Below are 24,861 nucleotides of genomic sequence, written 5' to 3'. Positions count from 1 at the left end.
AACTCCTGAAGTCGATTTCCTTCATTCTGGCATTGCCGGTTCTGCTCATCCTCTGGTGGGTCGCGGCAACCCTTGGTGGAGCGAGCTTCTTCGTTCCTACCCCGGCAGACTTGGGCAAGACCTTCATCGAGACCTGGGTTGGCGAACGCATGTTCACCGACGTCCTGCCAAGCGTCCAGCGCCTGGTTCTCGGCGTGCTCGGGGCCATTGTGCTCGGTGTGCTGCTCGGGTTGCTCGTCGGCATGAACCGCACCGCCCGGGCGATTACCGAACCGGTGTTCGAGTTCTTCCGTGCTTTGCCGCCGCCGGTGCTGATTCCGGTGCTGATGCTCTTGGTTGGCATTAACGACGGCATGAAGATCGCGGTGATCATCTCCGGCGCGATTTGGCCGGTGCTGCTGAACACCATTGAGGGCGTTCGCGCCATCGATCCGGTGCAGAACGAAACCAGCCGCTCCTATGGCATCAGCGGTTTAGCCCGGATTCGCTACCAGGTGCTGCCAAGCGCCACCCCGACCATCATGGCTGGCATCCGCCAGTGCTTGTCGATCGGGCTGATCCTTATGGTCATCTCCGAGATGTTCGCATCCTCCTCCGGGCTGGGCTTCGCGATCGTCCAGTTCCAGCGTTCCTTCGCCGTACCGGAAATGTGGTCCGGCATCGTGGTGCTGGGCCTGATCGGGGTCATCATGTCATTTATATTCCAGTGGATCGAACGCCGCGTCCTGCGCTGGTACAACGGTCTGAAAGAGGTTGAAAATGCTGTCTAGCCAGAATGGAACCGCCGGCGGGCGCACCCTGCCAGAAGGCGAAGCGCTGCTCTCGGTCCGGGGGCTGAAGAAGGTCTACCACACCGACGGCGGCGATATCGAAGCGGTCCGGGACCTCACCTTTGACCTGGGGCATGGCGAGCTGGTGTGCCTGGTCGGTCCTTCCGGTTCGGGCAAGACCACATTGCTCAAGTGCATTGCCGGCTTGCTGGGCGCCACCAGCGGCGAGGTGCTGCTGGACGGGCAGAAAGTCACCGGACCGCCGAAGAAAATGGCCGTGGTCTTCCAAGAATACGGCCGGTCGCTGTTCCCGTGGCTGCGCGTGGCGGACAATGTCGAACTGCCGCTGAAGAACGCCGGCGTCCCGAAGGCCGAACGCAAGAAATTGGTGGACGATGCGCTGGAAGCCGTGGGGCTGAGCCATGTGCCCAAGTCCTACCCGTGGCAGCTCTCCGGCGGCATGCAGCAGCGCGTGGCGATCGCCCGCGCGGTGGCCTACCAGCCAGAGGTATTGCTGATGGATGAGCCATTCGCGGCCGTTGATGCGCAGACCCGCGCAGACCTCGAGGACCTGATCCGCAATGTCTGGAAGAAGCTGGGGGTCACCGTGCTGTTCGTAACCCACGACATCGACGAGTCGATCTACCTGGGCCAGCGCGTGATCATCTTGTCTTCTTCGCCAACCGTGGTGCAGGAGGATATCCTGATCGATCTGCCGGCGGAGCGCGACCAGCTGGAAACCCGGTCGCTGCCGCGATTCACCGAGCTTCGCCACCATGTCTACGCGGAAATCCAGAAGGCCAAGCAAGGGCATCGCCCCGAAGAGGCCAAGACGAAGTTCTTGACGAATCCCAAGTAGCGCTCTGAGCCGCCGATCCGTGCCGGGTCGGCGGCTTTATTGCGCCGGCCGGCAGCCTAGGGGTTCAGCAGGTCGATGAGTTCCAGCCCGCGCGTAGCCCACTGGATTTCAGCTTCTGCCCGGGCGATCAGGCCTTCATAGGTGAATCGTTTGTAGGCAACAGTGGCTTCCCACTCCTCGCGCGGCGTGTTCTTCAAGCGCTTGGTGAGCATGGAGTTGCTGCCTTGCTCCAATTCCGCGATGCGTTCTTGCCATTGGTTGAGCAATGACCGGTGATGAGCGATATGCCCGCGCATCTGCTCGCGCGCGGCCTCGGGTTCCGCCCATTCCAGGTAGGCAGCCTTGAGATGCGCGGGATCGCGGGTGCGTGCGTACTCCAGGGGCGTGTTCATCCAATCCTTGAATTGGGTGACGCCATCCCGGGTGATGGTGTATTGCCGTTTCTTTCCGCGTGGACCCCAAGGCACATCCTGCCCTGCAATGAGACCTTCGGATTCCATGCGTTTCAGCTCGGGGTAGATCTGCGAATCCGGGGCGTGCCAGACGTGCCCGACCGACGATTCGAAGACTTTGTACAGGTCATAGCCGGTCATTGGTTCAACTGTCAGCAGTGAAAGCAGCGCGTTGCGAAGACTCAAAACCGCCCCTTTCCAGAAATGTGTTGCGTATCACTATCTATATAGCTAGTCTAATGGCATGCGAACTATCTATGTGCATAGATAGTTTCTCATATTCCGCCTTTGGGCAAACCACATATTGGATCCGCCATCGCCGAGCACTGCCGGGTCCGCAATCGAGAGGACCGTCATGACCGAGGTTGCCGCCAAGAGCACCACCACCGCCAAGATCATGGACCATCCGCTGAATGCCTGGTACGTAGCCGCCTGGGATCACGAGGTCACCCGCAAGCCGATGTCGCGCACCATTGCTAAGCGCCCGGTTGCCCTGTATCGCACCGAAGTTGGCAAGGCCGTTGCACTGGCTGACTCCTGCTGGCACCGCTTGGCTCCGCTATCCATGGGCAAGACCGTGGGAAAGGACGGGTTGCAGTGCCCATACCACGGCATCGTCTACAACTCCGCTGGCCGGTGCGTCTCGATGCCGGCCCAGGAAACCATCAATCCTTCGGCTACTGTTCCTTCCTTCCCTATTGTTGAGCGCTACCGCTATGTCTGGATCTGGATGGGCGACCCCACCTTGGCCGACCCGGAGCTGGTCCCGGACATGCACCAGATGTCTTCCGAACAATGGGCAGGCGACGGCATGACCATTGCCGCCGATTGCAACTACCAGCTGATCCTGGACAACCTGATGGACCTGACCCATGAGGAATTCGTGCATTCCTCCTCGATCGGCCAAGATGAGCTGAGCGACTCGGAATTCATCACCACTCATGTAGGCAACAAGGTCACCGTCACACGCTGGATGCACAATATCGACGCACCGCCATTCTGGCTGAAGAACATGCGCGACAAGTTCCCGGGTTTCGAAGGCAAGGTGGACCGCTGGCAGATCATCCACTTCGAAGCGCCGGCAACGATTACCATTGACGTCGGCGTAGCCAAGGCTGGAACCGGCGCGCCTGAAGGCGACCGCAGCCAAGGAGTCAATGGATTCGTCATGAACACGATCACCCCGGAAACTGATCGTTCCTCGCATTACTTCTGGGCGTTCATGCGCAACTACTGCCTGGACAGCCAGCTGATCACCACCCAGCTGCGTGATGGGGTGCATGGGGTCTTCGGCGAAGACGAGGCGATGCTCAAGGCCCAGCAGAAAGCCATTGATGCCAACCCGGACTACGAGTTCTACAACCTGAACATCGATGCCGGCGGCATGTGGGTTCGCCGCATTCTTGACGGCATGCTCGCCGCCGAAGCCAGCCAGTCCGTCCGCGCCTAGCCGGCTCCCGCGTTCAAACTGAAAGGTTGGTGCCAACGCAATGGCAGCGACAAATATTGAAGTCTGGCAGGAAGCGGAAGTCACCGGCATCGCAGACGTGGCCGATGGGATCAAGCGCATCGAGCTTGCCCCGCAGCTGCCAAAGCGAGCCGAGCCTGGCTCGCACATAGATTTGAAGGTGCAAATCAACGCAGAGGATGCCAAGCGCTCCTACTCTGTGGTCGAGTCGAGCGCTGACGGAACAACGCTGGTGATCAGCGTGCTCAAGGCTCCGCTCTCCCGTGGAGGATCGACCTATATGCACGAGCTGGCAGTGGGAGACCGTTTGCAGATCACCCAGCCATTGCAGAACTTCCCGCTGCGCGTGGGTGCCAAGCACTACATCCTCTTGGCTGGCGGTGTCGGCATTACCGCCATGGCGAATATGGCTTCAGTGCTCAAGCGTTTGAATGCCGACTACACACTGGTGTTTGCCGGCCGCAAGCGTTCGGCCATGGCCTACTTGGCACAGCTGGAGGCGGAACACGGTTCTCGGCTGGAAGTGCACGTGGACGATGAAGGCACGTCCCTGTCGGTCAACGAGCTGCTGGAACGTGCCGGCGAGGAAACCGAACTGTACATGTGCGGGCCGATCCGGTTGATGGATGCAGTTCGCCGTGGCTGGGCAGAACTCGAGCTGGATCCATCGGCGCTGCGCTATGAAACCTTTGGCAACTCGGGCTGGTACGACCCGGAGGAATTCATTGTCCGGGTTCCCAAGCTGAACCTGGAAGTGACCGTTCCCCAAGGGCGCTCCATGCTCGAGGCCTTGGAGGACGCCGGTGCGGACATGATGTCCGACTGCCGCAAGGGCGAATGCGGTTTGTGCGAGGTGCGCATTACCGAAATCACCGGACGGATTGACCACCGCGACGTGTTCTACTCCGAACGGCAGAAACGCCAGTCGAGCAAGATGAACTGCTGCGTTTCGCGAGCCATTACCTCCCAGACCGGTGCCAAGGCCGATGCCGCCCGCACCGGCGGACCCGCCGTGGTCACCATCGAACCGAACTAGCAAATTTCCCATCTTGGCACCCTCGCCGGCGGACCGAAACGGTTTCGCGGGCGGCTTGGTGCACCCTAAAACTGGAGATAGTTCCCCATGGACATCAAACAGAGAATTGAAGATTCACCGATGTCGGCCTTTCAATGGCTCGTCGTCGCAGTCTGCACCTTCTTGAACGCCCTCGACGGTTTTGATGTGTTGGCCATGGCCTTTACCTCAAATCAGGTTTCCGAAGAATTCTCGTTGAACGGCGCCCAGCTGGGCGTACTGCTCAGCTCAGGCCTCTTTGGCATGGCTGCCGGCTCATTGTTCCTGGCTCCATTCGCCGACCTGTTCGGACGCCGTCCGATGCTCTTGGGAACCACCGCGCTGGCATCGCTGGGCATGTTCCTCTCAGCCACCGCGGATTCCATGGCGAGCCTTGCCATCTGGCGTATCGTCACCGGCCTGGGAGTCGGCGGCATTCTGGCGTGCACCAACGTGATCACCAGCGAATACTCCAATGGCCGCTGGCGAGGCATGGCGGTCAGCATCTACACCGCCGGCTACGGAGTCGGCGCCACCTTGGGCGGCATGGCGGCGGTCTCGCTGCAGGCCCATTACGGTTGGCGCTCGGTCTTCATTTTCGGAGGAGTGCTGACGATGGTCGCCTTCCTGGCTTTGCTGGCCGTCGTCCCCGAATCCGTTGACTTCCTGCTGACCCGGCGTACTGCGCGAACCGCCGAGAAGCTGAGCAAGCTGGCACGCAAAATGCACCTGGGTGCCGAGAACGTGGCCCTGCCAGAACAGGGCAGCTCCGCATCTGGCCGAAGCCGCAACGCAGTCCTTGCGCTCTTCTCACCGGATACACGCCGGGTGACCGCGGTGATCTGGGTGGCCTTCTTCGCGGTGATGTTCGGCTTCTACTTCGTGAACAGCTGGACCCCGAAGCTGCTGGTAACCGCGGGCATGACCGAAAGCCAAGGTGTGGTCGGCGGCCTGATGCTGACCCTCGGTGGCACCTTCGGTTCCCTGCTCTTCGGCGCTTTGACCACCAAGTGGGCCGTTCGCAAGGTGCTCATTGCGTTCACTGTACTTTCCTCAGTGCTCATGGTGGTGTTCATCTCGGCGGCAGGCATCCTTGCACTGGCCTTCGTCCTGGGTGTTCTGGTTGGCATGCTCATTAACGGTTGCGTAGCCGGCCTCTACACGTTGACGCCGTCCTCCTATGCACCGCAGTCACGTGGAACCGGCGTTGGCTGGGCTATTGGCATCGGCCGTTTCGGCGCGATCCTGGCTCCACTGGCTGCCGGCAGCCTGCTTGACGCCTCGTGGACCGCCGCCCAGTTGTACCTGGGCGTAGGCATTGTGGTGCTGTGCGCGGCAGTTGCGTTAATGATGCTGCGCGGCGGCGCGTCGCCTCACGCCCCGGAGAAGGAAACTTCGGATTCGGCAAGCACGAATTCCGCCAGCTAGGACATTTCTCAGCGGAGGGGCGGCGCCAACGGGCTTCGCCCCTTCAGCGTTTTAATGGCGCGTTTAGTCGGGGAGCGGTCAGTCTTTGATTCGCAGTGGCCACCTCGGATCTGGGCGGGTACTGGCCAAGGAATGGCGCTGCAGGCAGTGACTTGGGAGGTCCTGGTTCCAGAAGGCAAACGAATTAGAAGGACCACGATGGATCCCATCCAATCATGGCCGGCACGTGGATGGTGTGCGGCGTCCGGGTTCAAGCGAAATTCTCGGTCGCACGTGGACAACACTGGCGGGCTTGCCATCGAGACGAAGCCGGCTTGGCGCTTCATCATGAACAGATCCGCTCTTGGACTCTGGGGACGAGCCGCGCCTCAGGAAGAGCTCGGGGATGAAACCTGCCTGTTTGGGCAAGGCAGTGTCCGGTTGCTTGGCGGCAAGAGCGGCCGGCCAGGTCTGCCTGGCGGTGATGATGCACGAAATGCGCCTGGGCTGAGTGCTTTTCGGATAGTGCACCCGCGGATGAGTCGGGAACTGAAGTAGTCCGTGCCGTTGGATGGTGGAAACCAGAATGGCCCTGGCTACGACATTTTCATCCCGGAAGATCTCAACACGTTACTTGATCTGGAGCTACCTCGTTATCTCGCTCGAAACCGAGATCGGAGAGCAACCAACCACTTGTTTTCCGCCCGTTGTCGGAAGAAACGCAGACCAATTCATTGGTGGCATCAACTCCACAAGGAGTTCAGAGAAGTGCGATGGTCTCGGAAGCTATTGACTGCTTGCATTGCCAGTGGATGTAGCGCGTGTATCGAACAGCGGGATCCTGATTACGCCTAGCGGTTGTCGCCCAAATGCATTGCACGGGAAATGCCCCGGGCTGCGGTGCGTAGCGCCAGAGCTGCGGACTGCAGTGTTCCAGAGTCGCGGGGAACAACCACCGAGATAACCGCAACCTGATAGCCCGCCTCGTCGAGGATCGGGGCGGCGGCACCGGTGGTTTCCGGGTCGATGAATCCGTCGAACGAGGCGAATCCGTTGCGACGGATCTCCGCCATTTCTGCGCGGAGTTCAGGATGGGTGGCGGTCATCAGTTCGTGGTGGCGTTCCAGGAACCCGTGAATGGTTTCCGGCCGCGAAAAGGCCAAAAGTGCCATGCCCATCGAAGTTCGGTGCACAGGCATGCGTCCGGCGACATTCGCCTGATTGACAACAGAGCCGGGCCGCGAGAGACGCTCGATGATCAGCACCTCATCCTGGTGCAGTACCGAGAGCTGGGTATTTTGCCCCAGCAGCTGGTTGATGTCCTCCATGAACGGCAATGCCGCGGTGCGAAGGTCCTGGGTGGCAGCGCTTCGATTGGCTAATTCCCAAAGGCGCAAACCCAGCCGCACCTGGCCAGACCCGTCTCGTGCCAGCAAGTCATGGGATACCAATTCATCGAGCAACCTGTACATGGTTGCTTTGGGGATGTCGGCACGCCGGGCCAGGCTGCTGACGCTGAGCGACTGATTGTTGAGATCAAAGGAATTCAGGATCCGAACCAAGCGGTCCAGCATAGAGTCCCCACTGGGCGAATTGGCCATGGAACTATTTTAGGGCAGTGGCTGCTTCGCTTCTCCTGCATCCAGGTGAGCGGCTCTGCGCTTTAGTGCAAGCAGGGTTCGCTATCGCGCCGAATTTCCCTTGTTCGGCCAGAGTTAACGTGGAATTTTTCCAGCGATTCTCATTGAAAAGAGTAGCCAAAACGTTATTTGAATAGTGGTCGTATTATCGAAATGCTTGATGTAATGTCGTTTTTGAACGCGGAAAAAACTCCACGAAGGCGGCGGCAATGGTTCGAAATCATCAAATAAAGCTTGCAGCTTTGATGGCTGCATTGACGCTGGCAGCCAGCGGTTGCGTCAGTGCATCCCAGGGAGGGGCCGGTGATCCTTCTGCTGGCACGGTGTCGCCCACGCCGAGCTCCCCGGAGCAAAATGCTGAAGTTCCGCAGCGCCCGGCGGTCCTCAGCGAGAAATCCGAGGAAGGGCTGGAAGGTGCCGTGGAGTATTGGGTGCAGCTGCTGAATTATGCGGTGGCGAGCGGTGACACCGCCGCACTCAAAGGCTTCTCGGCAGCGGACTGCACCTTATGCCAGGAGCTAATCGCCCAGACTGACCAGGCCTATGCCAATGGTGGAAGTATTGGCGAAGGCGAATTCAGGGTTATTGAAACCATGAGCACCTTGGACAAGTATCAAGCATCGCCGGGCGAGCCCAAGGTTATGTTTGCCAGCTTTGGAATAGAGCGAGCCGCTGGCCTAGTACTCGGTGCAGATGGAAAGGCGACCAGCGAAATTGAGCCGGTTTCCTGCATGGATTTTGAAGAAAATTGGGATGAGATCGCTTATGACGAGGATGGAAACTTCATTGGATCCATTTGCTCGCTAGCTGTGCAGGATCCGGCGTTCGACGAGTCTTCCGGATGGCAGCCGCTGAATGTCGCGGTTAACGCGCAATAGCAATATGTGACTTGGAGAATGCCCTGGCTGCTTCGGCAGCCGGGGCATTTTTGTGCAGGGAACCGGGCGGACCGCAACGGAAATCTATTGAAGGTACGGATATCAACTGCTAAAGTTCATTGTACGAACTTAAGTTCACGATGTGAACATACCGCAGCGATGGAGCAGTGAGACGATGCAGCAGGCCTACCTATACGACGCAATCCGCACCCCCTTCGGCAAGATCGGCGGCGCGCTGTCCAGCCACCGCCCCGATGACCTGGCCGCCCACGTGGTGCGCGAGCTGGTCGCACGGGCGCCGCAGCTGGATGTCGCGGATATCGACGAGTCGATCTTCGGCAACGCCAACGGCGCCGGCGAGGAAAACCGCAATGTGGCCCGCATGGCCACCCTGCTCGCCGGGTTGCCGACCTCGCTGCCGGGCACCACGATGAACCGCCTGTGCGGCTCCTCGCTGGATGCCTCGATCGCGGCTTCCCGCCAGATCGCCACCGGCGACGCGGACCTGGTCCTGGTTGGCGGCGTCGAATCGATGAGCCGTGCTCCATGGGTGCTTCCCAAGACCGAGCGTCCTTTCCCGATGAGCAATCTGGAACTGGCCAACACCACCCTGGGCTGGCGCCTGGTCAACCCGGCCATGCCTGGGGAATGGACGGTATCGCTGGGCGAGGCCACCGAGCAGCTGCGCGAGAAGCACGGCATCTCCCGCGAAGACCAGGATGAATTCTCCGCGGCATCGCACCAGCAGGCCGCGGCCGCCTGGGAGGCCGGAAAGTACGACAACTTGGTAGTTCCGGTTCCGCCGGCGAACAAGCGCGGCACCCAAGTCACCCGCGATGAGACCATCCGTGCTGATTCCACCGCAGAAACCCTCGCCAAGCTGCGCACCGTGTTCCGCACCGGGGAGAATGCCACGGTGACCGCTGGCAACGCCTCGCCGATGAGCGACGGCGCCTCGGCGGCCTTCATCGGTTCCGAGCGCGGCGGCGAATTGCTGGGCGCCGATCCGATCGCCCGCATCGTCTCCAACGGCGCTGCCGCGCTGGATCCGCAGTTCTTCGGCTTCGCCCCGGTGGAAGCCGCCAACAAGGCTCTGGCCAAGGCCGGCCTGAAGTGGTCGGATATCGCCGCGGTCGAGCTGAACGAGGCATTCGCGGCCCAGTCCCTGGCCTGCATCCGGGCCTGGGACATCGACCCGGCCATCGTCAATGCCTGGGGCGGGGCCATCTCCATCGGCCACCCGCTGGGAGCCTCGGGCCTGCGCATCCTGGGTACCGTCGCCCGCCGCCTGGCAGAATCCGGCGAGCGCTACGGGCTTGCCGCGATCTGCATCGGCGTCGGCCAGGGCCTGGCCGTCGTCGTCGAAAACGTGAACGCAACCAAGTAGCTTATAGAAAGGCAGCATCATGGCACCACGCATTGCCACCTCGGCCGCGGACGCCGTCGCCGAGATCACCGACGGCGCCACCGTCCTGATCGGCGGCTTCGGCAACGCCGGCCAGCCGATGGAACTGATCGACGCGCTCCTGGACTGCGGCGCGAAGGACCTGACGGTCGTGAACAACAACGCTGGGCAGGCCGACGCCGGCCTGGCCCTGCTGATCAAGGAACGCCGGGTCAAGAAGATCATCTGCTCCTTCCCGCGCCAGTCCGACTCATGGCACTTCGATACGGCCTACCGGGCCGGGGAAATCGAGCTGGAGCTGGTGCCGCAGGGCAACCTGGCCGAGCGCATCCGCGCCGCCGGCGCCGGCATCGGCGGGTTCTTCACCCCCACCGGCTACGGCACGCTGCTGGCCGAGGGCAAGGAAACCCGCATCATCGATGGCAAGGGCTATGTGCTGGAAACCCCGATCCACGCCGATTTCGCGCTGATCAAGGCGCTGAAGGCCGACACGCTGGGCAACCTGGTGTACCGCAAGACCGCGCGGAACTTCGGCCCGATCATGGCCACCGCGGCCAAGTCGGCCATCGTGCAGGTGGACGAGGTCGTCCAGGCCGGTTCCATCGATCCGGAAAACGTCATCACCCCGGGCATCTTCGTGGATACCGTGGTGGAACTGGGAGGGGAAAAGTAATGAGCGCAATGACCACCACCGAAGCAAAGCTCACCCGCGATGAAATGGCGCAGCTCGTGGCCGCGGACATCCCGGCCGGAGCATTCGTGAACCTGGGAATCGGCCAGCCGACCAACGTCTCGAACTACCTCACCAAGGAGCAGGGCGTCACCCTGCACACCGAGAACGGCATGCTGGGCATGGGGCCGGTGGCCACCGGCGAGGACATCGACCCGGATCTGATCAATGCAGGCAAGATCCCGGTCACGCAGCTGCCCGGGGCCTCCTTCTTCCACCACGCGGATTCCTTCGCGATGATGCGCGGCGGCCACCTGGACGTTTGCGTGCTTGGCGCCTTCCAGATCTCCAAGGATGGCGATTTGGCCAACTGGCACACCGGTGCCGAAGGCGCCATTCCTGCCGTGGGCGGCGCCATGGACCTGGCTATCGGCGCCAAGGCGACCTGGGTGATGATGAGCTTGTTCACCAAGGCCGGGGAATCCAAGCTGGTTGAAACGCTGAGCTATCCGGTCACCGGGCTGGGCTGCGTCTCGCGGATCTACACCGAAGTGGCCGTCTTCGAGCTGCGCGATGCCAAGGTCTTCGTGCGCTCCACCCATGGCATCAGCTTCGAGGAGCTGGCCGCCAAGGTCCCGGTGGAACTGACCCAGGCCTAGAAGACCCAGTAGATTAGTGGGGTGCGCATCCGAGTCTTGGAAGTGCGCCCCGCAATCATTTCCAGCGCGCAAGGAGCACGGTGAGCGAGCAGGCAGCAACAACCACATCGGTCCAGTCCCTGGCCCGCGGCTTGGCGGTCATCAGCAGCTTCGATGCCGATCACGCGTCGATGACCCTCTCCGAGGTCGCCGCACGCACTGCCCTGTCCCGGGCCACCGCCCGGCGGTTCCTGCTGACCCTGGTGGAGCTGGGCTATGTGCGCACCGACGGCAAGCATTTCGAGCTGACCAGCAAGGTCCTGCAGCTGGGGTACTCGTACCTGTCCAGCGCCACCTTGCCGCAGCTGATCGAACCGGTGCTTGAGGAACTCTCGGCTGCTGTGCATGAATCGGCCTCCGCTTCCATCCTGGACGGATCGCAGATCGTCTACATCGCCCGGGTGCATACCCGTTCGATCATGCGCGTGGGCATTTCGGTGGGCACCCGCTTCCCGGCGGCCAACACCTCCATGGGCCGGGTGTTGCTGGCCTACCAGCCCGAAGAAATCAGCGAGGCGGTGATCGCCGCCGGCGTGCACTCGGTGACAGGGCTGGGGATCGATCGCCCGGATCCGCTACGCGTTGAACTTCAGCGGATCCGTACCCAGGGCTATGCGGTGGTAGACCAGGAATTGGAGATCGGCCTGCGCTCGGTGGCGGTGCCGGTATTCAGTGCCGATGGCACCGTGGTCGCCGCGATGAACGTGTCGATGAGCGTGCGTCCCGATACTACGCAGAGCGCCGAACAGGCAGCCGAGGTGGTCTTGCCGCAGCTGCTCGAAGCTGCCGCGCAGGTACGCGAAGCCCTCGCCGCCAGCCGCTAGTACCCGCGGGGGTCAGGCGGTGGCCGGATCCCATTCGATGCCAGCACACGTGGTGATCGCGGCGAGCCGCGCAGGCCAGCACCAGTTGCTAGGGCTCGCGCACGTCCCGGCGGATCGGGTGCCCTTCGGGTACCTGCACCAGCACGATTCTGGTGCCGTCGGGATCCTGGATCCATGCTTCGATCAGGCCCCAGTCCTCCTTGCGCGCCTCGCGCTGCACCGTCGCACCGCAGGCCGCCAACTGTTCCAGCTCTGCCTGCACATCGCGCACCTGCACCCACAGCACCAGCGTGGACGGCATCCCTGGCGGCCGGTGCCCGGAGACTTCCAGCAGGCCATTGCCCAGGAAGAACACCAAGCCCGGCTGCTGTGCCGGACCGAATTCCCGGGCCACGGCTAGTTGCAGCACATCTCGATAGAACTGCTGGGTTGCGGCCAGGTCAATTGGCCGCAGCAGCACCCTGCTGGAAAGAACGTCCATGGCCACCAATCTAATAGCTGGCAGGCGCTCTGCCTAGGTGCGAGCCAAGGCGCATCCCGGCATCGGCACGCACGCCAGGATGCGCCGATTCCCGCTTACAGGTAGCAGGAAGGGCGGTAGCCTGGATCGGCCGGACCATCCGTGTTCAGGGCGTTGAGCACCCAGCGGTGGACTACAGGATCATGGTGGTCCTTCGAGTAAAAGATGGGAGACACTTGCTACTGGCCGGTAGTAACACGAAATGATCACAGTAATTTTGGTTTCTGTCTAGGGTTTTCTGGCGACAAGGTTTTGCGTGAAGTAGGATGCGTTCCCGCCAGATTGCGCGAATTTTCCATGGAATGCCCGCAAGCCTTCGCACTAGCTTGAAGCCTGCTTTAGGCCGGAGTTATCCGAGGTGACTAGCTGGTTTTTGAGGCTCGCATGTGGTGGCCGGCAGAAGGGCGAGCGGGACTTGGGTGCGCTTCGCTTCAGATTTTCTGAGCGGGTGGCGCCCGGGGTACTGTGACGGATCGCGGTAATGGAATTTACTTGTATCTTCAATCAATTACGGTATGCTTGGCTTATTGAACCTTGTTGGGAACGCCGCCGGAAGGCTGCGATTCCACCATCGGGAACCGCCCGCAAACAACTTATGAGGAGTTGGCCTGCTATGAGCAACCTGTTGAGCGATGTGCGTTCCGCCAATTGGAGCAGCACCCCGGAATCCGGTGCCGTGTTGGTCTTCCTGCATGGCTTCGGCTCCAATGAACACGACCTGGGCTCGCTCGCCGAACCGCTGGGATTGGATCTGCCTTGGGCTTCGCTGCGCGCTCCGCTGGAATTGGGCCACGGCGGGGCCGCCTGGTTCCAGATCACCACTCCGGGCGTCCCCGACGCGGCGCCGGTGCAAGCGGCCACCGCGGCGATCTGGGCCTGGATCGATGCAAATGTAGACACCGCCACCAAGATCATTCCAGTCGGTTTCTCCCAGGGCGGGCTGATGGCCAGCCAGCTGCTGCGCACCCGGCCCGAGCGGGTGCTGGCCACCACGATCCTGGGCGGATTCGTCTTAGGCGGCACCCAGTCAGCCGATGAAATCATCGCCGCGCAGCGTCCAGCAGTGTTCTGGGGCCGTGGCACCGAAGACCGGGTCATTGCCCCGGTCGCCATTGAACGCACCACCAAGTTCCTGCCCGAGCATTCGACCCTGACCGCCCGCACCTACTCGGGGTTGGCCCACGGGATCAACATGGATGAACTGAACGACGTCCGCAGCCATATCACCGCGCAACTTGACCTGATACCGCTGGGCAAGTCCTGAAGCACGGCTGGCGGGCAGCAGGGCCCGCCGGCCGGGATAACCTTGTGCCATGGACAATGTTGAGCAAGCACTGGGCAGAATCCGCGCGGCTATCGAGAAGCTGCACCTCGCAGCGGCCCAGGACCATGACGCGCAACGCGCCCATGCGGCTCGCTGGCTTGATGGCCTCTTTGAGGATATCGAAAGCCGAGAGCAACTGCGAGAGGCTTCCCGGAAGGCCTTGGAACTCTACCGCGGCGGCATGGGGTCCTTCCAGGATGTGGGAACCGCGGTCATGGATGACGCGGTGAGCGGACTGCGCCGAGCCTTGGGCTCCGCGCGCTCCTGGCTCTTGCGCAGCTAGGAGCGGCATCTGGCAGGGAGCAATCCCCGCGGCGCGTGCCGCTACGCGGCGACGGTTTCCTCGACGTCCCGGATCCTGGCATTTTCATCGGCCACGCGGGTTTTGCGCACGCTCCACGCGTGGGTCAGGATGACCAGCAGGATGCCGGGGATCAGCCAGAGGATTAGCCGCAGGAGATCCATGCCGATGGACTGCCCGGGGAAGTAGACGAGGGTCTGCACTGCGTGCAGCCACCCGGCGCCATTCCAGAAGGTATTGAGTGCACCGTAGAATCCCGGCTGCATTTGCGGCTGGAAGATCCCGCCGGAACTGGTGAAATTCAGTGCGACGAAGCACAAGGTCAGCGTCGGGGTGGTCCAGTGGCGCAGCAGTGGATGCAGGCCCAGGCCCAGCAGGGTGATGCCGGCGGCGTAAACCCAGGAAATCAGCCAGATGCCCGCGTAATGATCCTCGATGATCCGGTAGACCGGGCCCGCGATCAGCACCGCGATTGTGGCAACCACCGCTGCGGCAACCGCCGCCATGGCGAAGCGCACGGGCAGCTTGACCTTGCCCATGAACCCGGCCAGCGGCACGGCGCTGGCGTAGCCGCCAATGCTCAAGGCGACCAGCAGGAAGAACAGCCCCTGCCCGGTGGTGTCCTGCTCGCCGGTGGGCACGACATCTTCGATGCGCAATGGCTGGCCTTGTTCGTAGGCCACGTCCAAGAAGACTTTCTGGGCGATATTCGCCGAGGTTTCCGACGCGGCGCTAGAGCTGTAGAGCGTTGCCGTGCCGCCGCTGGTTTCGTAGGCGGCCACGAGCTCGCGCTGCTCTACCAGTTTCCGGGCCTGGTCCGCATCGGCGACGGTGCGCACATTCAATGCACCGTCGGACCCATCCTGCAGGGTCTGGGCGAAAACCTTGGATTGCGCGGAATCGCCCACCACCGCCACCTGCACGTTGTGCGGACTGGGCGCGTGGAAGGCCCCCAGATAGAACAAGCCCATGATGGCGCACAGGAAGAACGGGATCAGCATGGTCAACACGAGCTTTCCCCAGCCCAGTGGTGCCGGCTTGGCTGCGGGGGACTTCTTCATGGCCGGATTATCGGCATGCTTGGAAGCGGGGGATTGGCGCGGGGCGTTGTCGGTGAGAGTCATCAGCATTAAAGAATACGCTTAATGTTGCATGATGCAACATTGAGTGCCCGGCAAAGCCCTGCGTACTAGACTCGGAACATGGGCAAGGAACAGCGGGAAGCCGATATCCAATCGATCTTCCATCACATGCAAATGATTACCCGACGTGCCAATACGCGCTCACGCCAGCTGGCCGAGCCGCTGACACTCGTGGAGCATTCCCTGCTGCGCTTCATTGCCGATACTCCCGGAACCCGGGCCACCGACATTGCCGAGGCGTTCTCGCTGAACCGCTCGACAGTCTCCCGGCAGGTAGGCACGCTGCTGGACTTGGGATATATCGCCTATGACGATGCGGAATCCGGGCGCGGTCGCGTAGTGGAACTGACCGGCGTGGGCCGCGAGCGGCTTCAGGCTTCCGCCGCCGTGCACCGCGCTGCGGTAACCGATCGTCTAGAGGGCTGGAGCGAAGAGCAGATCTCGGCCTTTGCCGAAGCCTTGGAACGCTATAACGTTGCCGACTCGCAGTAGGTCCAGGGAAATCTGCAACTTGCCCTAGGCGATCCTGGCGAAACGCGGGCCGTTGTAGCCATCGCGTTCAACGTGTTCCGCAAACATCTCCAGCGGCCGAGCCCAGAAGCTGTAGTCGTCGTAGAGCTTGCGGTAGAAGACCAGCGGCTCTTCGGTTTCGCTGTGCTTCCCCACGGCCAGCACCTCGTAGCGCTGGCCCTTGAAGTGCTGGTAGATTCCGGGTTCGATGCTCAACCTGGTGGCCTTTCTGATCAATGATGGTGCTAGAGAACTTACCGCGGGCCGTGCCCGGTGCCGCCGCTGCGCTGGACCAGCAGGTGCTCCAGGATCGGATCCAGGACGGCCAGCCCGTCTTTCACTCCGCCGGTGGACCCGGGCAACGTGATGACGAAGCTGTTACCGGAGAATCCTGCAACCCCGCGGGTAATGATGGACAGTGCGGTGGTCGCTTCTCCGCGCCGGCGGATGGCCTCGATGATTCCGGGCAGCTGGACATCCAGCAGCGGGGCAACCATTTCGGGGGACTGGTCATCGGGTGAGACCCCGGTCCCGCCGGTCACGATCACGACCTGCGCGTCATTGGCCAGCAGGTCGTCCACGGCAAAACGCACCGGCTGTCCGTCGGCCACCACCGTCGGCTCGCCAGTCTCGAAGCCGCGCTCGGACAGCCACCGGGTGATCAGCGGGCCGGTCTTGTCTTCGGCGGAGCCTGCTGCGGCGGTGGTCGAAGCGACCACCACGGCCGCCGTGCGGCTAGTCTCCACGAACCCAGTCACCGCTCTTGCCGCCGGACTTCGCCAAAACCTTCACCGAGCGGACCTCGGCGTGCTTGTCCACGGCCTTGACCATGTCGTAGAGGGTCAGGGCCGCAACGCTGGCCGCGGTCAATGCTTCCATCTCCACCCCGGTGACGCCCTTGGTGGTGACCTGGGCGGTGACGCGCACGGCGGATTCCTCGGCGGTGAAATCGATGGACACCTTGGAAATCGGCAGCGGGTGGCACAGCGGAATCAGTTCCCAGGTGCGCTTGGCCGCCATGATGCCAGCGACCCTTGCGGTGCCCAACGCCTCGCCCTTGGGCAACTGCCCGGTCATCAGCATCGGGACAACATCCGGGCGGGTGGCGAAGATGGCTTCTGCGGTGGCCACGCGCTTGGTGACGGCCTTGTCGCTGACATCGACCATATGGGCGCTGCCGTCTTCGCGCAGGTGGGTGAGTTTCTCAGACATTCATGCTCCAAGTTTCGATGCTTTGGCCGGCAGCCAACTGGCTGACGCCTACCGGAATATGCACCAGCGCATCGGCGCGGGCCAGATCGTGGACCAGGTGGGATCCCGGATCCAGGATGGTGACCTGGCCATCGCGGATCAGCGCTCGGCGCACCTGGTGCTTGTGCTCGGGGGAACTGGCATCGGCTGCCAGCGGGTAGTGCCTGGGCAAGGGCTCTGGCAGGGCATTGAGCTGTCGCAGCAGCGGGGCCAGGAACAGTTCTGCCGATAGCAGGGCACTGACCGGGTTGCCCGGGAAACACAGTACCGCTGCCTTGGCCAGTCGGGCGAAGCCTTGCGGGCCGCCGGGCTGGATGGCCACATGATGGAAAACCCCGCCTAGCGGCGACAGCGCTTGGCGGACCACCTCATAGGCTCCAGCGCTGATGCCGCCCACGGTCACGATCAGGTCAACCTGTTCCTGCAAGGCATCGATGGCCAGGGCGAAGCGCTGCGGATCATCGGGCAGCTGCAAGGTGCGCACCTGCACCTGGTAGCGGCGCAGCCAGGCTGCGAGCATAGGGGAATTCGAGTCCGGGATCTGGCCCTGGGATCGCTGCCCATCGCTGAGCTCATCACCGGTAGTGCACACGGCCACCTTCAAGGCCCGGCGCACCGGTATTTCACGCAGCCCGCTGGAAACCAGTGCGGCAATCATGGTCGGGGTCAGCCGGGTTCCGGCCTTGGCCACCAAAGCGCCGGTTTCGAGATCAACACCGGCGGGGCGGATGAAGCGGCCCACGGCGCTGGGGGCCGAGAATTCCGCGTGGCCGCTGGGGGTGCCAAAGCCGGCACGAACCAATTCCGGGAAAGCGCCAGAGCCGCTTTCCTCGATGGGGATGACAGTGTCAGCACCCAGCGGGATCATCGCACCGGTCATCACCGGACTGATTGTGCCTTCAGCCAGGGGTATTTGCCGGTCGCCGGCGGCAGCGGTGAAACCCAATGGCAAAGAGATGGGGGAGTTAGGCGAGGCTGTTGCCAAGTCCGCACTGCGCGCAGCGTAGCCATCCATCTGCGAGTTGGTGAACGCAGGGATGGGCAAAAGGGCGTACTGGTCCTCGCTGAGGATTCGATCGCTGGCCTCAGGGCTATCGACGGGCAGCACTTCTCTGTCCAGACAGGCGAAGACCGGGGACAGCAGCTCTTCAAGTTCCGTGCGATGGCTTTCCAGAGTGCAGGACATGGACTATCCGCCTGCGAACGGCGGCAGGACATCCACGGTCAGATCGTCGGCAGTGCCCAGCTCGCCGGCATCGCGGCGCACCACGCCGTTGATCAGGAAACTTCCGGCGCGCAAAACCTGGGCCATTTCAGGTCCGTAGGAATCGATCAGTTCGCTACGCAGCCCGGCGAGTGTATCGGGGCGTTCCCAGCTCTCCTGCTCGCAGCCCGCTGCTGCCGCCGCGGCAGCGAAGTAGCGTATCGTAATCTTCGACATGACTTCATGCTATCGCGCCTAGGCGATAAGGAGCACGATGAAAAGCGAACGCGATTTTCCCGCGCTTGTGGCCCCCGGGCCGCCACTGAGCGGCGAACAGGCTGCACGAGCTGCACGCCAACTCTCGTTGCCCGGATTTGATGACACTGCGCAGCGCAGGCTGGCTGCCGCCCGGGTACTGGTTATCGGCGCGGGCGGACTAGGCAGCGCCAGCGTCCCGTATCTGGTCGGAGCGGGAGTAGGCACCATCGGCATCGTGGATGATGACGTGGTGGAGCTATCCAACCTGCACCGCCAAGTCACGCACACCACCGCTAATATCGGCTTGGCCAAGACCGCTTCCCTGGCGCAGGCCGCCACGGCGCTGGACCCCAATGTGAAGATTATCGAGCACAACCTGCGCCTGGATTCATCGAACGCGCTTCAGATCTTTGCGAATTATGACCTCGTCATCGATGGCAGCGACAACTTCCCGACGCGGTACCTGTCCAATGACGCCGCGCAGCTCACGGGCATCCCGCTAATCTGGGGATCGATCCTGCAGCATCATGGACAAGTTTCCGTGGCCTGGCATGAGCACGGCCCGGGTTACCGCGACCTGTTCCCGGTCCCGCCTGCCCCGGGCACCGTGCCGGATTGCGCCGCCGGGGGCGTGCTGCCCGGATTGTGCGGAACCGTCGGTTCGCTGCTGGCTACTGAAGCCTTGAAGCTGATCGCCGGAATCGGTGCCCCGCTGGTGGGAAAGGTGCTGATCTACGATGCGCTGGCTGCCAGCACCCGCACCCTCGAATTCTCCCGGGACCCCCGAGGCGCTGAAGTCACCGAGCTGATCGATTATGTGCTTTTTTGCTCGGGAACGCTGCCTGAAGCTGAAGGCATCGGCGCCGAGGCGCTCGCCGAAGCCCTAACTGGTGGTGCAGCACCTGTCTTGTTGGATGTGCGCAATGATGACGAACGCGCACAACAGCACATCGCCGGTGCCTTGCATCTGCCCCTTCCTGAGCTGGAAGCAGCTGTTGAATCCGGCACAGATCTGAAGCAGATCCCGGCACAGGTAACGGTCTACTGCGCACGCGGTCCTCGCTCGCAACGCGCGGCCGCCTTGCTCGCTGGCCGGGGCATCAAAACAAACTATCTTGAAGGCGGGCTTCCCGCACTGGCCGCGGTGGCGCCGCAACTACTGGCCGAACCCGCAACAACCGAAGGAACCCGCTCATGAGCTACGCGTTGATCACCGAGGAACCAATCGATGAGGCCACAGTCCGCGATGCCGTGCAGTCTGATACCACCGGTGCTGTGGTGCTTTTCCACGGAATCATTCGCAACCACGATGGTGGGCAGTCGGTGAATTCCCTGGACTACTCGCATCACCCGCAGGCGCAGGACTTCCTGGAGAAGATCATCGCCGAGGAAGAAGAGCGCACGGGCTTGAAGCTTTCGGCTGTGCATCGTGTGGGTCCGCTGAAGATTGGTGATGCCGCTTTGGTGGCTGCCTCGGCAGCAGCGCACCGCAAGGAAGCCTTCGATGCCATTGAGAACCTGGTTGAACGCATCAAAGCCGAAGTTCCAATCTGGAAGAAGCAACACTTCACTTCCGGCAGCTCCGAGTGGGTTGGACTGTAGGCCGGACCTACCTAGCGAATACGTCTAGTGAGGAACGGAAGTTACGTTTTGACTGAGTATCGTCCCGGCTCAGGGAGCAGGACCGATTACAAGGAAGTGATGCCGGGAGACGTCCCTCGCGGTGAATTCCTGTTGTCCAGGCTTCAACAACAATGTTTGCCGCTTCCGGACGTGGATTCATCGATCTCGACGATGCAACGAGCTCTGGGGTATTCGACGCGGAAGATGCTTTCCAATCAAGATTTACGCAACTTGGCTCTCGACTACCTGCTGGTGCTTCGCGGCGTTGAGCTCGGCAGGGCCAGTCAAAACTCGGCGATTTCGAATGTCGCGAGTGCGGTCGTTGCCCTGTGGAGTGGGCCGGCAATTGAACAGTCAATAGACGACGTCTTGTTGGCGATTCATGCGTATTTTTGGCTTGAAAATACCAATGCTGTTGCATTGTTAGAATCTCTGGAACGTTAGATCCGTTTGGACTAAAGGCTTGCTTCGCGAGTTTTCGGTCTGTTTGGCAGACACAGATAATTTGAATTCCGATAGTCTTTCGGCATGACGCTTCAACCCGACACCATCGCGACCATCCGACAATCCTGGGCATCGATCCTCGGTGTTTCGGTAGAAGCATTGGCACGAGGAGAAGATCGCGTTTATCGCGAGAAGAACGATAGCGCCGTGCTTATGTTCGTATCATTCTTTGGCACCGGGATTTTGGTCGGCCCCTCGTGGGCAATAGAAGCTGGTCGAGAGCTACCCGACTCGGAACTAGCCAGCCACGAGAAACTTTTAGAACTCAGTGCTCCTTATGGTGGGCGGGCTCTCGGGGAAGCGAAGCTGTACTTTAGTGATTCAGCGCCAATGGTGTCTGGCTCCAACGCCAAGGTAAGTCATGCGCGAGTGCACGCTGTTGATCTTGAAACAGCCTGCCCAGCCGAAGACGCTGCAGAAGTCGGCTTGAGCGAGATGGAGAATACCTTTATCTTGCTCAGCGATTCTGAGCACCAGCCGCGACCTTTGGCAGGTGCTGGTTATGACGTGTGGGAAGAAAAACTGGCCCACCTTGGCGCGCTCGTATCACCTGCCAGTCGGCGCAGTGGACTCGGTTCTCAAGCTGTCGGCATTGCTCAAAAGCATGCAATGGATGCCGGGCTGATTCTTCAGTGGCGCGCGCACGTTGATAATGCCGCGTCAATCAGAACGGCGCTGCGCGCTGGGTTTGAGTATGTGGGGACCCAAACCACCGTAATTCTCGAGAATTAGCGCGCAGCTCCGAAGTTCAGCTGGCGGTTCGCTTAAAAGCGATCGCTGCCAGGGCTACAGCTTGATCTGAGAGCACCGACTCATCAAAGACCACCCGTGGTGAGTGATTCCACTCGGCCTCCTCGGCGGTCATTTCCGGTGGAGTGGTCAGCAATGCGATGAACGTGCCGGGTACTTCGTCGAGCACAAACGCGAAATCCTCCGAGCCCATCATTGGCGAAGGCATTACAGCCACGCGCTGTTCACCATAGATTTCGCGCATCGTTGTCAGCGCCGCCTCCGTCTCGGCGGGATCGTTCACGGTCACCGGGTAGAGCGTTTCAAAGCTCACATCAGCAGTGAGTTCATGGGCTGCCGCCACACCGTTGATGACTCGTGGCAGTCCTTCTTCCAGGACAGCCAGCGATTCATGAGACATGGTGCGGATAGTGGCCGCCAGCTCGACGCTCTCCGGGATGACGTTGATTGCACCGTCTCCGGTGGACAGCCGGGTGATCGAGAGTACCACCGGGTCGAAGGCATTGAATCGTCGAGTCACGAAGCTTTGCAAGGCCAGGACGAGTTCGGCCGCGGCAGGAACTGGATCCAGGGTCTGGTGAGGCTGCGAACCGTGTCCACCGCGCCCTTTCAGCTTCACTGTCAGCTGGTTCGAGCCAGCAGCTACTGGACCACCTCGTGTTGCGAAGACTCCTCGTGGGCCGGGTCCCACATGGATCGCGTAGGCAGCAACTGGAGGGTCTCCGGCTGCGGCGAGTAGTCCCTCTTCAAGCATGATCTTCGCTCCGCCGTGGCCTTCTTCGCCTGGCTGGAACATGAAGATGACCGAGCCATGTAGTTCACTTTGATGAGCCGACAGCACCTTGGCTGCGCCCACCAGTCCCGCGGTATGCAGGTCGTGGCCGCAGGCGTGCATATTGCCGTTGGCAGAGGCGAAGTCCAGATTGGTCGCTTCGAGAATCGGCAAAGCGTCCATATCGCCGCGGAGCAGGACTGTCGGGCCGGGCAGTTCTCCGCGAAGCACTGCAGTGACCGAACTGGTGCGGGTGCCGGTAGTGATTTCCAGCGGCAACCCCTCAAGCGCGTCGAGCACCTTCTGCTGAGTGCGGGGCAGATTAAGTCCGAGCTCGGGGTCCGCATGCAACTCACGGCGCAGTTTAATCAGATCGGGAAGTATGGTTTGTGCATCAGCGGTAAAGTCGGCAATGGACATGAATCAGCCTTTCGTAGGCGTCGTCGACAGACGGGCGGAGAGCCTCAGGGTACGTAGAGATGACTATGCCGATGATTCAAACTTTAAGTAATTACTAATCAAAGCATTTACTCCGAACGATTTGAATGTTGTTAGCACGCGAGTGACTATACGCCTCGCGGTTGTGTCGCCGTCAAGCTCTCAAGACGCTTTTTGTTGCATCTCACAACTTTCGCAATCAGGAGCCGAGATTCTCCGTCCAAGAATCGAGTAGGTCTCGCAGTTCTGCCGGGTGGACGTCGCTGACTTTGGCCAAGGGTGAAATGATGTGAAGTTTTTCTAGAAGCCAATGCGGTACTTTTAGTGGAACCTCTCGCTTGATCAGCGTGAACGTCGCGAAAACTATCGCTGTTTACTTCTGTGATGCCGCATTCAATTATGGGGCGGTTACGGGGGCATAAGGCTCGGTGAGCCGCACGAAGAACACTGCGTTAAAGAATCATTATTCGTATTTCTCGATGATGTTCGTTGAGTGTAGAGCCAAGACAGTACTTGAGATTCAATTTGAATGGTGTCGGGGGCGGGGCAGGCTCAACGAAGAATTAGCGCCGCCGGCATGCCTGCTCGTCCACGTTTTGCAGTTAACTTCTTATTGCAAATTAGAGGTGTCAATGTCCAAAAAGGCTCTTTGCATTACTGAGTAGTGCGCATAGGGAGTTAAAGATGGAAACGGACCGGTAACCTAATCTTCTCGTTCGGTAACGGGTAGTGTCGATCAGGTTGATGCATTGGTTATGGATACCGAGACCTGGGGGTGCCCCTATGTTCTGTGTCAAGCTATTTTCAACTCCGGAACATCATAGAGTGAGCCATCCCGGAGCATCGCAAACAGGACCGTGAGCCGTCGGTGGGCCAAAGCGATGAGCGCTTGGTTATGGCGTTTACCCTGGGCCTGCTTCCGGTCATAGTACTCTCGGCTGGTCGGATCAAAACGGATGGAAGTACACGCCGAAAGGAAAAGCGCCCGTTTCAAGCGCTTGTTCCCTGAATGGCTGACGCGTTCGGACTTGATAGAGGTCCCTGACTGGCGCGTGGTCGGAGCCAAACCAGCGTAGGAAGACAGTGCGGCAGCACTGGTGAAGGTCTTGCCGGAGGTCTCGGCGATGACGATCGCACCGGTCCTGACGGCAACCCCCTGCATCGAAGTCAGGACCGAGTAAAGAAGGTGAGCCGCCAGCATAGCTTCGAGGTGCATGGCCACGTCCACTCGTTGAGCGTGCAGCGAGATCATTTGCTTCGCCAGGTGCGGTATGACTAGGCCTGCGGCCTCAGTGCCGACCACGATGACGCTCTGCTCCTCCAAAGCGTCAATGATGGTTGAAGCCCAGGCGGTGTGCCGGCGAGCACTATATTTCTTCAACTTCGCATCGATCCGCACTTTGCCAGCATGCTTCAGTTGCGCTGGAGTGGGCCAGATAGCGAGGACTTCAAGGACGGCGTCGTGTTCCAGCCACGGGCCGAGGATACGTTCGAGTGGCGGGTGGATTTGGGCGAATAGCCCGCGGATCCTGTTGCTGGTTTGGGTGATCTGCCTGGCTAGATCCAGATCAAATCCGGTGAGCATGCCCAGGGTGGCTTCATCCTCATCAGAGACCTGGATGCTGCGCAGCGTGTGCGTCATGGTGCGGGCCGCGTCCGCGATGATGAACGCGTCTTTTTCGTCGGTTTTCGCCGTGCCAGGATACATATCTGCGATACGCCGCATCGATAATCCGGGCAGATAGGCCACCGGAATACCGAGGTGCTGGGCGACGGCAACAGCGAGGGCTCCGATGGTAGCTGGCTGATCCACGACGACCAGGACGGTGCCTTTGGCACTGAGATTCTGGTAGACCGAGACGAGTTTGGCTTCGTCGTTGGGCAGGGTCTTGTTCCATATTTTGGTGCCGTCCTTGGTGACGGCGCAGGCCCAGTGGTCGGTTTTCCCTACGTCCAGGCCGAGGAAAATATCGATATCCGCGGTGATCATGACTAGTGCTCCTTTGAACTAGTTCTTGTTCAAGGTCGACCAACCGTCGGTAGCGAAGTCTTACATCCACGTTATGACAGGCGTCCAGTGTCTTGGCGCCGCGCCCCTAATCAGCAATCACCACGCTGCCATCCCAATCTCGGTGGCAA

General features: G+C 61.0%; 28 protein-coding genes. 17 read left to right on the top strand and 11 right to left on the bottom strand.

Annotation, left to right across the window (positions count from 1 at the left end):
- Positions 1-41: 41 nt before the first annotated feature.
- Both ACP3TE_RS05215 and ACP3TE_RS05210 read left to right on the top strand, forming a co-directional pair.
- Positions 42-770, top strand: a complete 729-nt coding sequence (locus ACP3TE_RS05215; protein ID WP_426736201.1) for an ABC transporter permease — start codon at positions 42-44, stop codon at positions 768-770.
- Positions 760-1,629, top strand: coding sequence for an ABC transporter ATP-binding protein (locus tag ACP3TE_RS05210; protein WP_102598621.1), 870 nt, complete (start codon positions 760-762; stop codon positions 1,627-1,629). The genes ACP3TE_RS05215 and ACP3TE_RS05210 overlap by 11 nt, the downstream gene beginning before the upstream one ends.
- Positions 1,630-1,685: 56 nt before the next feature.
- Here the strand turns inward: ACP3TE_RS05210 and ACP3TE_RS05205 are convergent, their stop codons facing one another.
- Positions 1,686-2,267 (bottom strand): PadR family transcriptional regulator, encoded by a 582-nt coding sequence (locus tag ACP3TE_RS05205; RefSeq protein ID WP_102598620.1) that lies wholly within the window; start codon positions 2,265-2,267, stop codon positions 1,686-1,688.
- Positions 2,268-2,436: 169 nt separating this feature from the next.
- Between ACP3TE_RS05205 and ACP3TE_RS05200 the strand changes: the two genes are divergently transcribed.
- The 3 genes from ACP3TE_RS05200 to ACP3TE_RS05190 all read left to right on the top strand — a co-directional run bounded on the left by ACP3TE_RS05200 (position 2,437) and on the right by ACP3TE_RS05190 (position 6,031).
- Complete coding sequence (locus ACP3TE_RS05200) at positions 2,437-3,531, top strand: aromatic ring-hydroxylating dioxygenase subunit alpha (protein WP_426735635.1); 1,095 nt, start codon at positions 2,437-2,439, stop codon at positions 3,529-3,531.
- A 40-nt stretch (positions 3,532-3,571) separates the two neighbouring features.
- Entirely contained in the window at positions 3,572-4,585 is a 1,014-nt protein-coding gene (locus ACP3TE_RS05195; RefSeq protein ID WP_332487471.1) for a PDR/VanB family oxidoreductase, read from the top strand.
- 120 nt (positions 4,586-4,705) lie between these two features.
- Entirely contained in the window at positions 4,706-6,031 is a 1,326-nt protein-coding gene (locus ACP3TE_RS05190; RefSeq protein ID WP_426735633.1) for an MFS transporter, read from the top strand.
- 830 nt (positions 6,032-6,861) lie between these two features.
- On the opposite strand, the gene ACP3TE_RS05185 is transcribed toward ACP3TE_RS05190, so the two are convergent.
- Positions 6,862-7,611, bottom strand: a complete 750-nt coding sequence (locus ACP3TE_RS05185; protein ID WP_133834397.1) for an IclR family transcriptional regulator — start codon at positions 7,609-7,611, stop codon at positions 6,862-6,864.
- Between the two features lie 248 nt (positions 7,612-7,859).
- Here ACP3TE_RS05185 and ACP3TE_RS05180 point away from each other — a divergent pair, with 248 nt between their 5' ends.
- The 5 genes from ACP3TE_RS05180 to ACP3TE_RS05160 all read left to right on the top strand — a co-directional run bounded on the left by ACP3TE_RS05180 (position 7,860) and on the right by ACP3TE_RS05160 (position 12,125).
- Positions 7,860-8,528, top strand: a complete 669-nt coding sequence (locus ACP3TE_RS05180; RefSeq protein ID WP_426735631.1) for a DUF6318 family protein — start codon at positions 7,860-7,862, stop codon at positions 8,526-8,528.
- Positions 8,529-8,703: 175 nt separating this feature from the next.
- Positions 8,704-9,915 carry a thiolase family protein gene (locus ACP3TE_RS05175; RefSeq protein ID WP_426735629.1) on the top strand — a complete coding sequence of 404 codons (1,212 nt, stop codon included), beginning with the start codon at positions 8,704-8,706 and terminating at the stop codon, positions 9,913-9,915.
- A 19-nt stretch (positions 9,916-9,934) separates the two neighbouring features.
- The gene (locus tag ACP3TE_RS05170; RefSeq protein ID WP_332728708.1) at positions 9,935-10,606 is read left to right on the top strand and encodes a 3-oxoacid CoA-transferase subunit A; all 672 of its coding nucleotides are present in this window, start codon (positions 9,935-9,937) and stop codon (positions 10,604-10,606) included.
- Positions 10,606-11,262, top strand: coding sequence for a 3-oxoacid CoA-transferase subunit B (locus ACP3TE_RS05165; protein WP_105658562.1), 657 nt, complete (start codon positions 10,606-10,608; stop codon positions 11,260-11,262). The genes ACP3TE_RS05170 and ACP3TE_RS05165 overlap by 1 nt, the downstream gene beginning before the upstream one ends.
- Positions 11,263-11,342: 80 nt before the next feature.
- Positions 11,343-12,125: an IclR family transcriptional regulator domain-containing protein gene (locus ACP3TE_RS05160; RefSeq protein ID WP_365943073.1), complete on the top strand. Its 783-nt coding sequence runs from the start codon at positions 11,343-11,345 to the stop codon at positions 12,123-12,125.
- Between the two features lie 88 nt (positions 12,126-12,213).
- Here the strand turns inward: ACP3TE_RS05160 and ACP3TE_RS05155 are convergent, their stop codons facing one another.
- Complete coding sequence (locus ACP3TE_RS05155) at positions 12,214-12,606, bottom strand: VOC family protein (RefSeq protein WP_105662458.1); 393 nt, start codon at positions 12,604-12,606, stop codon at positions 12,214-12,216.
- 652 nt (positions 12,607-13,258) lie between these two features.
- Here ACP3TE_RS05155 and ACP3TE_RS05150 point away from each other — a divergent pair.
- Positions 13,259-13,909 (top strand): alpha/beta hydrolase, encoded by a 651-nt coding sequence (locus ACP3TE_RS05150; protein WP_426735626.1) that lies wholly within the window; start codon positions 13,259-13,261, stop codon positions 13,907-13,909.
- Positions 13,910-13,958: 49 nt separating this feature from the next.
- Positions 13,959-14,252 carry a DUF6966 domain-containing protein gene (locus ACP3TE_RS05145; protein ID WP_105658559.1) on the top strand — a complete coding sequence of 98 codons (294 nt, stop codon included), beginning with the start codon at positions 13,959-13,961 and terminating at the stop codon, positions 14,250-14,252.
- A gap of 41 nt (positions 14,253-14,293) precedes the next feature.
- Here ACP3TE_RS05145 and ACP3TE_RS05140 read toward each other — a convergent pair whose 3' ends face one another.
- Positions 14,294-15,394 (bottom strand): hypothetical protein, encoded by a 1,101-nt coding sequence (locus ACP3TE_RS05140; RefSeq protein ID WP_426735624.1) that lies wholly within the window; start codon positions 15,392-15,394, stop codon positions 14,294-14,296.
- Between the two features lie 78 nt (positions 15,395-15,472).
- Here ACP3TE_RS05140 and ACP3TE_RS05135 point away from each other — a divergent pair, with 78 nt between their 5' ends.
- On the top strand, positions 15,473-15,904 hold the full coding sequence (locus ACP3TE_RS05135) for a MarR family winged helix-turn-helix transcriptional regulator (RefSeq protein WP_133834408.1): 432 nt from the start codon (positions 15,473-15,475) through the stop codon (positions 15,902-15,904).
- Positions 15,905-15,928: 24 nt separating this feature from the next.
- Here ACP3TE_RS05135 and ACP3TE_RS05130 read toward each other — a convergent pair whose 3' ends face one another.
- The 5 genes from ACP3TE_RS05130 to ACP3TE_RS05110 are packed head-to-tail and all read right to left on the bottom strand — an operon-like array spanning position 15,929 to position 18,614.
- A complete protein-coding gene (locus tag ACP3TE_RS05130) occupies positions 15,929-16,138 on the bottom strand; it encodes a DUF1653 domain-containing protein (protein WP_013347838.1) in 210 nt (69 codons plus the stop codon).
- Positions 16,139-16,176: 38 nt separating this feature from the next.
- Entirely contained in the window at positions 16,177-16,668 is a 492-nt protein-coding gene (locus tag ACP3TE_RS05125) for a MogA/MoaB family molybdenum cofactor biosynthesis protein (RefSeq protein ID WP_133834409.1), read from the bottom strand.
- Positions 16,658-17,134 (bottom strand): cyclic pyranopterin monophosphate synthase MoaC, encoded by a 477-nt coding sequence (moaC, locus tag ACP3TE_RS05120; RefSeq protein WP_332487502.1) that lies wholly within the window; start codon positions 17,132-17,134, stop codon positions 16,658-16,660. Before moaC ends, ACP3TE_RS05125 begins: the two co-directional genes overlap by 11 nt.
- A complete protein-coding gene (locus tag ACP3TE_RS05115) occupies positions 17,127-18,359 on the bottom strand; it encodes a molybdopterin molybdotransferase MoeA (protein WP_426735622.1) in 1,233 nt (410 codons plus the stop codon). Before ACP3TE_RS05115 ends, moaC begins: the two co-directional genes overlap by 8 nt.
- Positions 18,360-18,362: 3 nt before the next feature.
- Complete coding sequence (locus ACP3TE_RS05110; protein ID WP_133834412.1) at positions 18,363-18,614, bottom strand: MoaD/ThiS family protein; 252 nt, start codon at positions 18,612-18,614, stop codon at positions 18,363-18,365.
- 37 nt (positions 18,615-18,651) lie between these two features.
- Between ACP3TE_RS05110 and ACP3TE_RS05105 the strand changes: the two genes are divergently transcribed.
- The 4 genes from ACP3TE_RS05105 to ACP3TE_RS05090 all read left to right on the top strand — a co-directional run bounded on the left by ACP3TE_RS05105 (position 18,652) and on the right by ACP3TE_RS05090 (position 21,494).
- Complete coding sequence (locus ACP3TE_RS05105) at positions 18,652-19,833, top strand: ThiF family adenylyltransferase (protein ID WP_133834413.1); 1,182 nt, start codon at positions 18,652-18,654, stop codon at positions 19,831-19,833.
- On the top strand, positions 19,830-20,237 hold the full coding sequence (locus ACP3TE_RS05100) for a molybdenum cofactor biosynthesis protein MoaE (RefSeq protein ID WP_426735620.1): 408 nt from the start codon (positions 19,830-19,832) through the stop codon (positions 20,235-20,237). The genes ACP3TE_RS05105 and ACP3TE_RS05100 overlap by 4 nt, the downstream gene beginning before the upstream one ends.
- 48 nt (positions 20,238-20,285) lie before the next feature.
- Positions 20,286-20,702, top strand: a complete 417-nt coding sequence (locus tag ACP3TE_RS05095) for a hypothetical protein (RefSeq protein WP_133834415.1) — start codon at positions 20,286-20,288, stop codon at positions 20,700-20,702.
- Between the two features lie 84 nt (positions 20,703-20,786).
- Positions 20,787-21,494 carry a GNAT family N-acetyltransferase gene (locus tag ACP3TE_RS05090; protein ID WP_133834416.1) on the top strand — a complete coding sequence of 236 codons (708 nt, stop codon included), beginning with the start codon at positions 20,787-20,789 and terminating at the stop codon, positions 21,492-21,494.
- Positions 21,495-21,510: 16 nt separating this feature from the next.
- On the opposite strand, the gene ACP3TE_RS05085 is transcribed toward ACP3TE_RS05090, so the two are convergent.
- Together ACP3TE_RS05085 and ACP3TE_RS05080 are read right to left on the bottom strand one after the other, a co-directional pair.
- Positions 21,511-22,704 (bottom strand): M20 metallopeptidase family protein, encoded by a 1,194-nt coding sequence (locus ACP3TE_RS05085; RefSeq protein WP_426735618.1) that lies wholly within the window; start codon positions 22,702-22,704, stop codon positions 21,511-21,513.
- An 811-nt stretch (positions 22,705-23,515) separates the two neighbouring features.
- The gene (locus ACP3TE_RS05080) at positions 23,516-24,712 is read right to left on the bottom strand and encodes an IS110 family transposase (protein WP_426735616.1); all 1,197 of its coding nucleotides are present in this window, start codon (positions 24,710-24,712) and stop codon (positions 23,516-23,518) included.
- Positions 24,713-24,861 lie beyond the last annotated feature (149 nt).

It is taken from the genome of Glutamicibacter sp. 2E12 (assembly GCF_050030965.1).
In the GTDB taxonomy this organism is placed as follows: domain Bacteria; phylum Actinomycetota; class Actinomycetes; order Actinomycetales; family Micrococcaceae; genus Glutamicibacter.
This window is presented reverse-complemented; position numbering and strand designations above follow the sequence as displayed.

What these genes read in the sequence shown, in the direction of transcription:
- ACP3TE_RS05190 (WP_426735633.1), top strand. Translation starts at nt 4,706, where the DNA reads ATGTCGGCCTTTCAATGGCTCGTCGTCGCAGTCTGCACCTTCTTGAAC.
- ACP3TE_RS05090 (WP_133834416.1), top strand. Translation starts at nt 20,787, where the DNA reads ATGACGCTTCAACCCGACACCATCGCGACCATCCGACAATCCTGGGCA.
- ACP3TE_RS05150 (WP_426735626.1), top strand. Translation starts at nt 13,259, where the DNA reads ATGAGCAACCTGTTGAGCGATGTGCGTTCCGCCAATTGGAGCAGCACC.
- ACP3TE_RS05110 (WP_133834412.1), bottom strand. Translation starts at nt 18,614, where the DNA reads ATGTCGAAGATTACGATACGCTACTTCGCTGCCGCGGCGGCAGCAGCG.
- ACP3TE_RS05165 (WP_105658562.1), top strand. Translation starts at nt 10,606, where the DNA reads ATGAGCGCAATGACCACCACCGAAGCAAAGCTCACCCGCGATGAAATG.
- ACP3TE_RS05085 (WP_426735618.1), bottom strand. Translation starts at nt 22,704, where the DNA reads ATGTCCATTGCCGACTTTACCGCTGATGCACAAACCATACTTCCCGAT.
- ACP3TE_RS05200 (WP_426735635.1), top strand. Translation starts at nt 2,437, where the DNA reads ATGACCGAGGTTGCCGCCAAGAGCACCACCACCGCCAAGATCATGGAC.
- ACP3TE_RS05100 (WP_426735620.1), top strand. Translation starts at nt 19,830, where the DNA reads ATGAGCTACGCGTTGATCACCGAGGAACCAATCGATGAGGCCACAGTC.
- ACP3TE_RS05105 (WP_133834413.1), top strand. Translation starts at nt 18,652, where the DNA reads ATGAAAAGCGAACGCGATTTTCCCGCGCTTGTGGCCCCCGGGCCGCCA.
- ACP3TE_RS05140 (WP_426735624.1), bottom strand. Translation starts at nt 15,394, where the DNA reads ATGACTCTCACCGACAACGCCCCGCGCCAATCCCCCGCTTCCAAGCAT.
- ACP3TE_RS05175 (WP_426735629.1), top strand. Translation starts at nt 8,704, where the DNA reads ATGCAGCAGGCCTACCTATACGACGCAATCCGCACCCCCTTCGGCAAG.
- ACP3TE_RS05210 (WP_102598621.1), top strand. Translation starts at nt 760, where the DNA reads ATGCTGTCTAGCCAGAATGGAACCGCCGGCGGGCGCACCCTGCCAGAA.
- ACP3TE_RS05195 (WP_332487471.1), top strand. Translation starts at nt 3,572, where the DNA reads ATGGCAGCGACAAATATTGAAGTCTGGCAGGAAGCGGAAGTCACCGGC.
- ACP3TE_RS05135 (WP_133834408.1), top strand. Translation starts at nt 15,473, where the DNA reads ATGGGCAAGGAACAGCGGGAAGCCGATATCCAATCGATCTTCCATCAC.
- ACP3TE_RS05115 (WP_426735622.1), bottom strand. Translation starts at nt 18,359, where the DNA reads ATGTCCTGCACTCTGGAAAGCCATCGCACGGAACTTGAAGAGCTGCTG.
- ACP3TE_RS05080 (WP_426735616.1), bottom strand. Translation starts at nt 24,712, where the DNA reads ATGATCACCGCGGATATCGATATTTTCCTCGGCCTGGACGTAGGGAAA.
- ACP3TE_RS05180 (WP_426735631.1), top strand. Translation starts at nt 7,860, where the DNA reads ATGGTTCGAAATCATCAAATAAAGCTTGCAGCTTTGATGGCTGCATTG.
- ACP3TE_RS05185 (WP_133834397.1), bottom strand. Translation starts at nt 7,611, where the DNA reads ATGGCCAATTCGCCCAGTGGGGACTCTATGCTGGACCGCTTGGTTCGG.
- ACP3TE_RS05155 (WP_105662458.1), bottom strand. Translation starts at nt 12,606, where the DNA reads ATGGACGTTCTTTCCAGCAGGGTGCTGCTGCGGCCAATTGACCTGGCC.
- ACP3TE_RS05145 (WP_105658559.1), top strand. Translation starts at nt 13,959, where the DNA reads ATGGACAATGTTGAGCAAGCACTGGGCAGAATCCGCGCGGCTATCGAG.
- ACP3TE_RS05170 (WP_332728708.1), top strand. Translation starts at nt 9,935, where the DNA reads ATGGCACCACGCATTGCCACCTCGGCCGCGGACGCCGTCGCCGAGATC.
- moaC (WP_332487502.1), bottom strand. Translation starts at nt 17,134, where the DNA reads ATGTCTGAGAAACTCACCCACCTGCGCGAAGACGGCAGCGCCCATATG.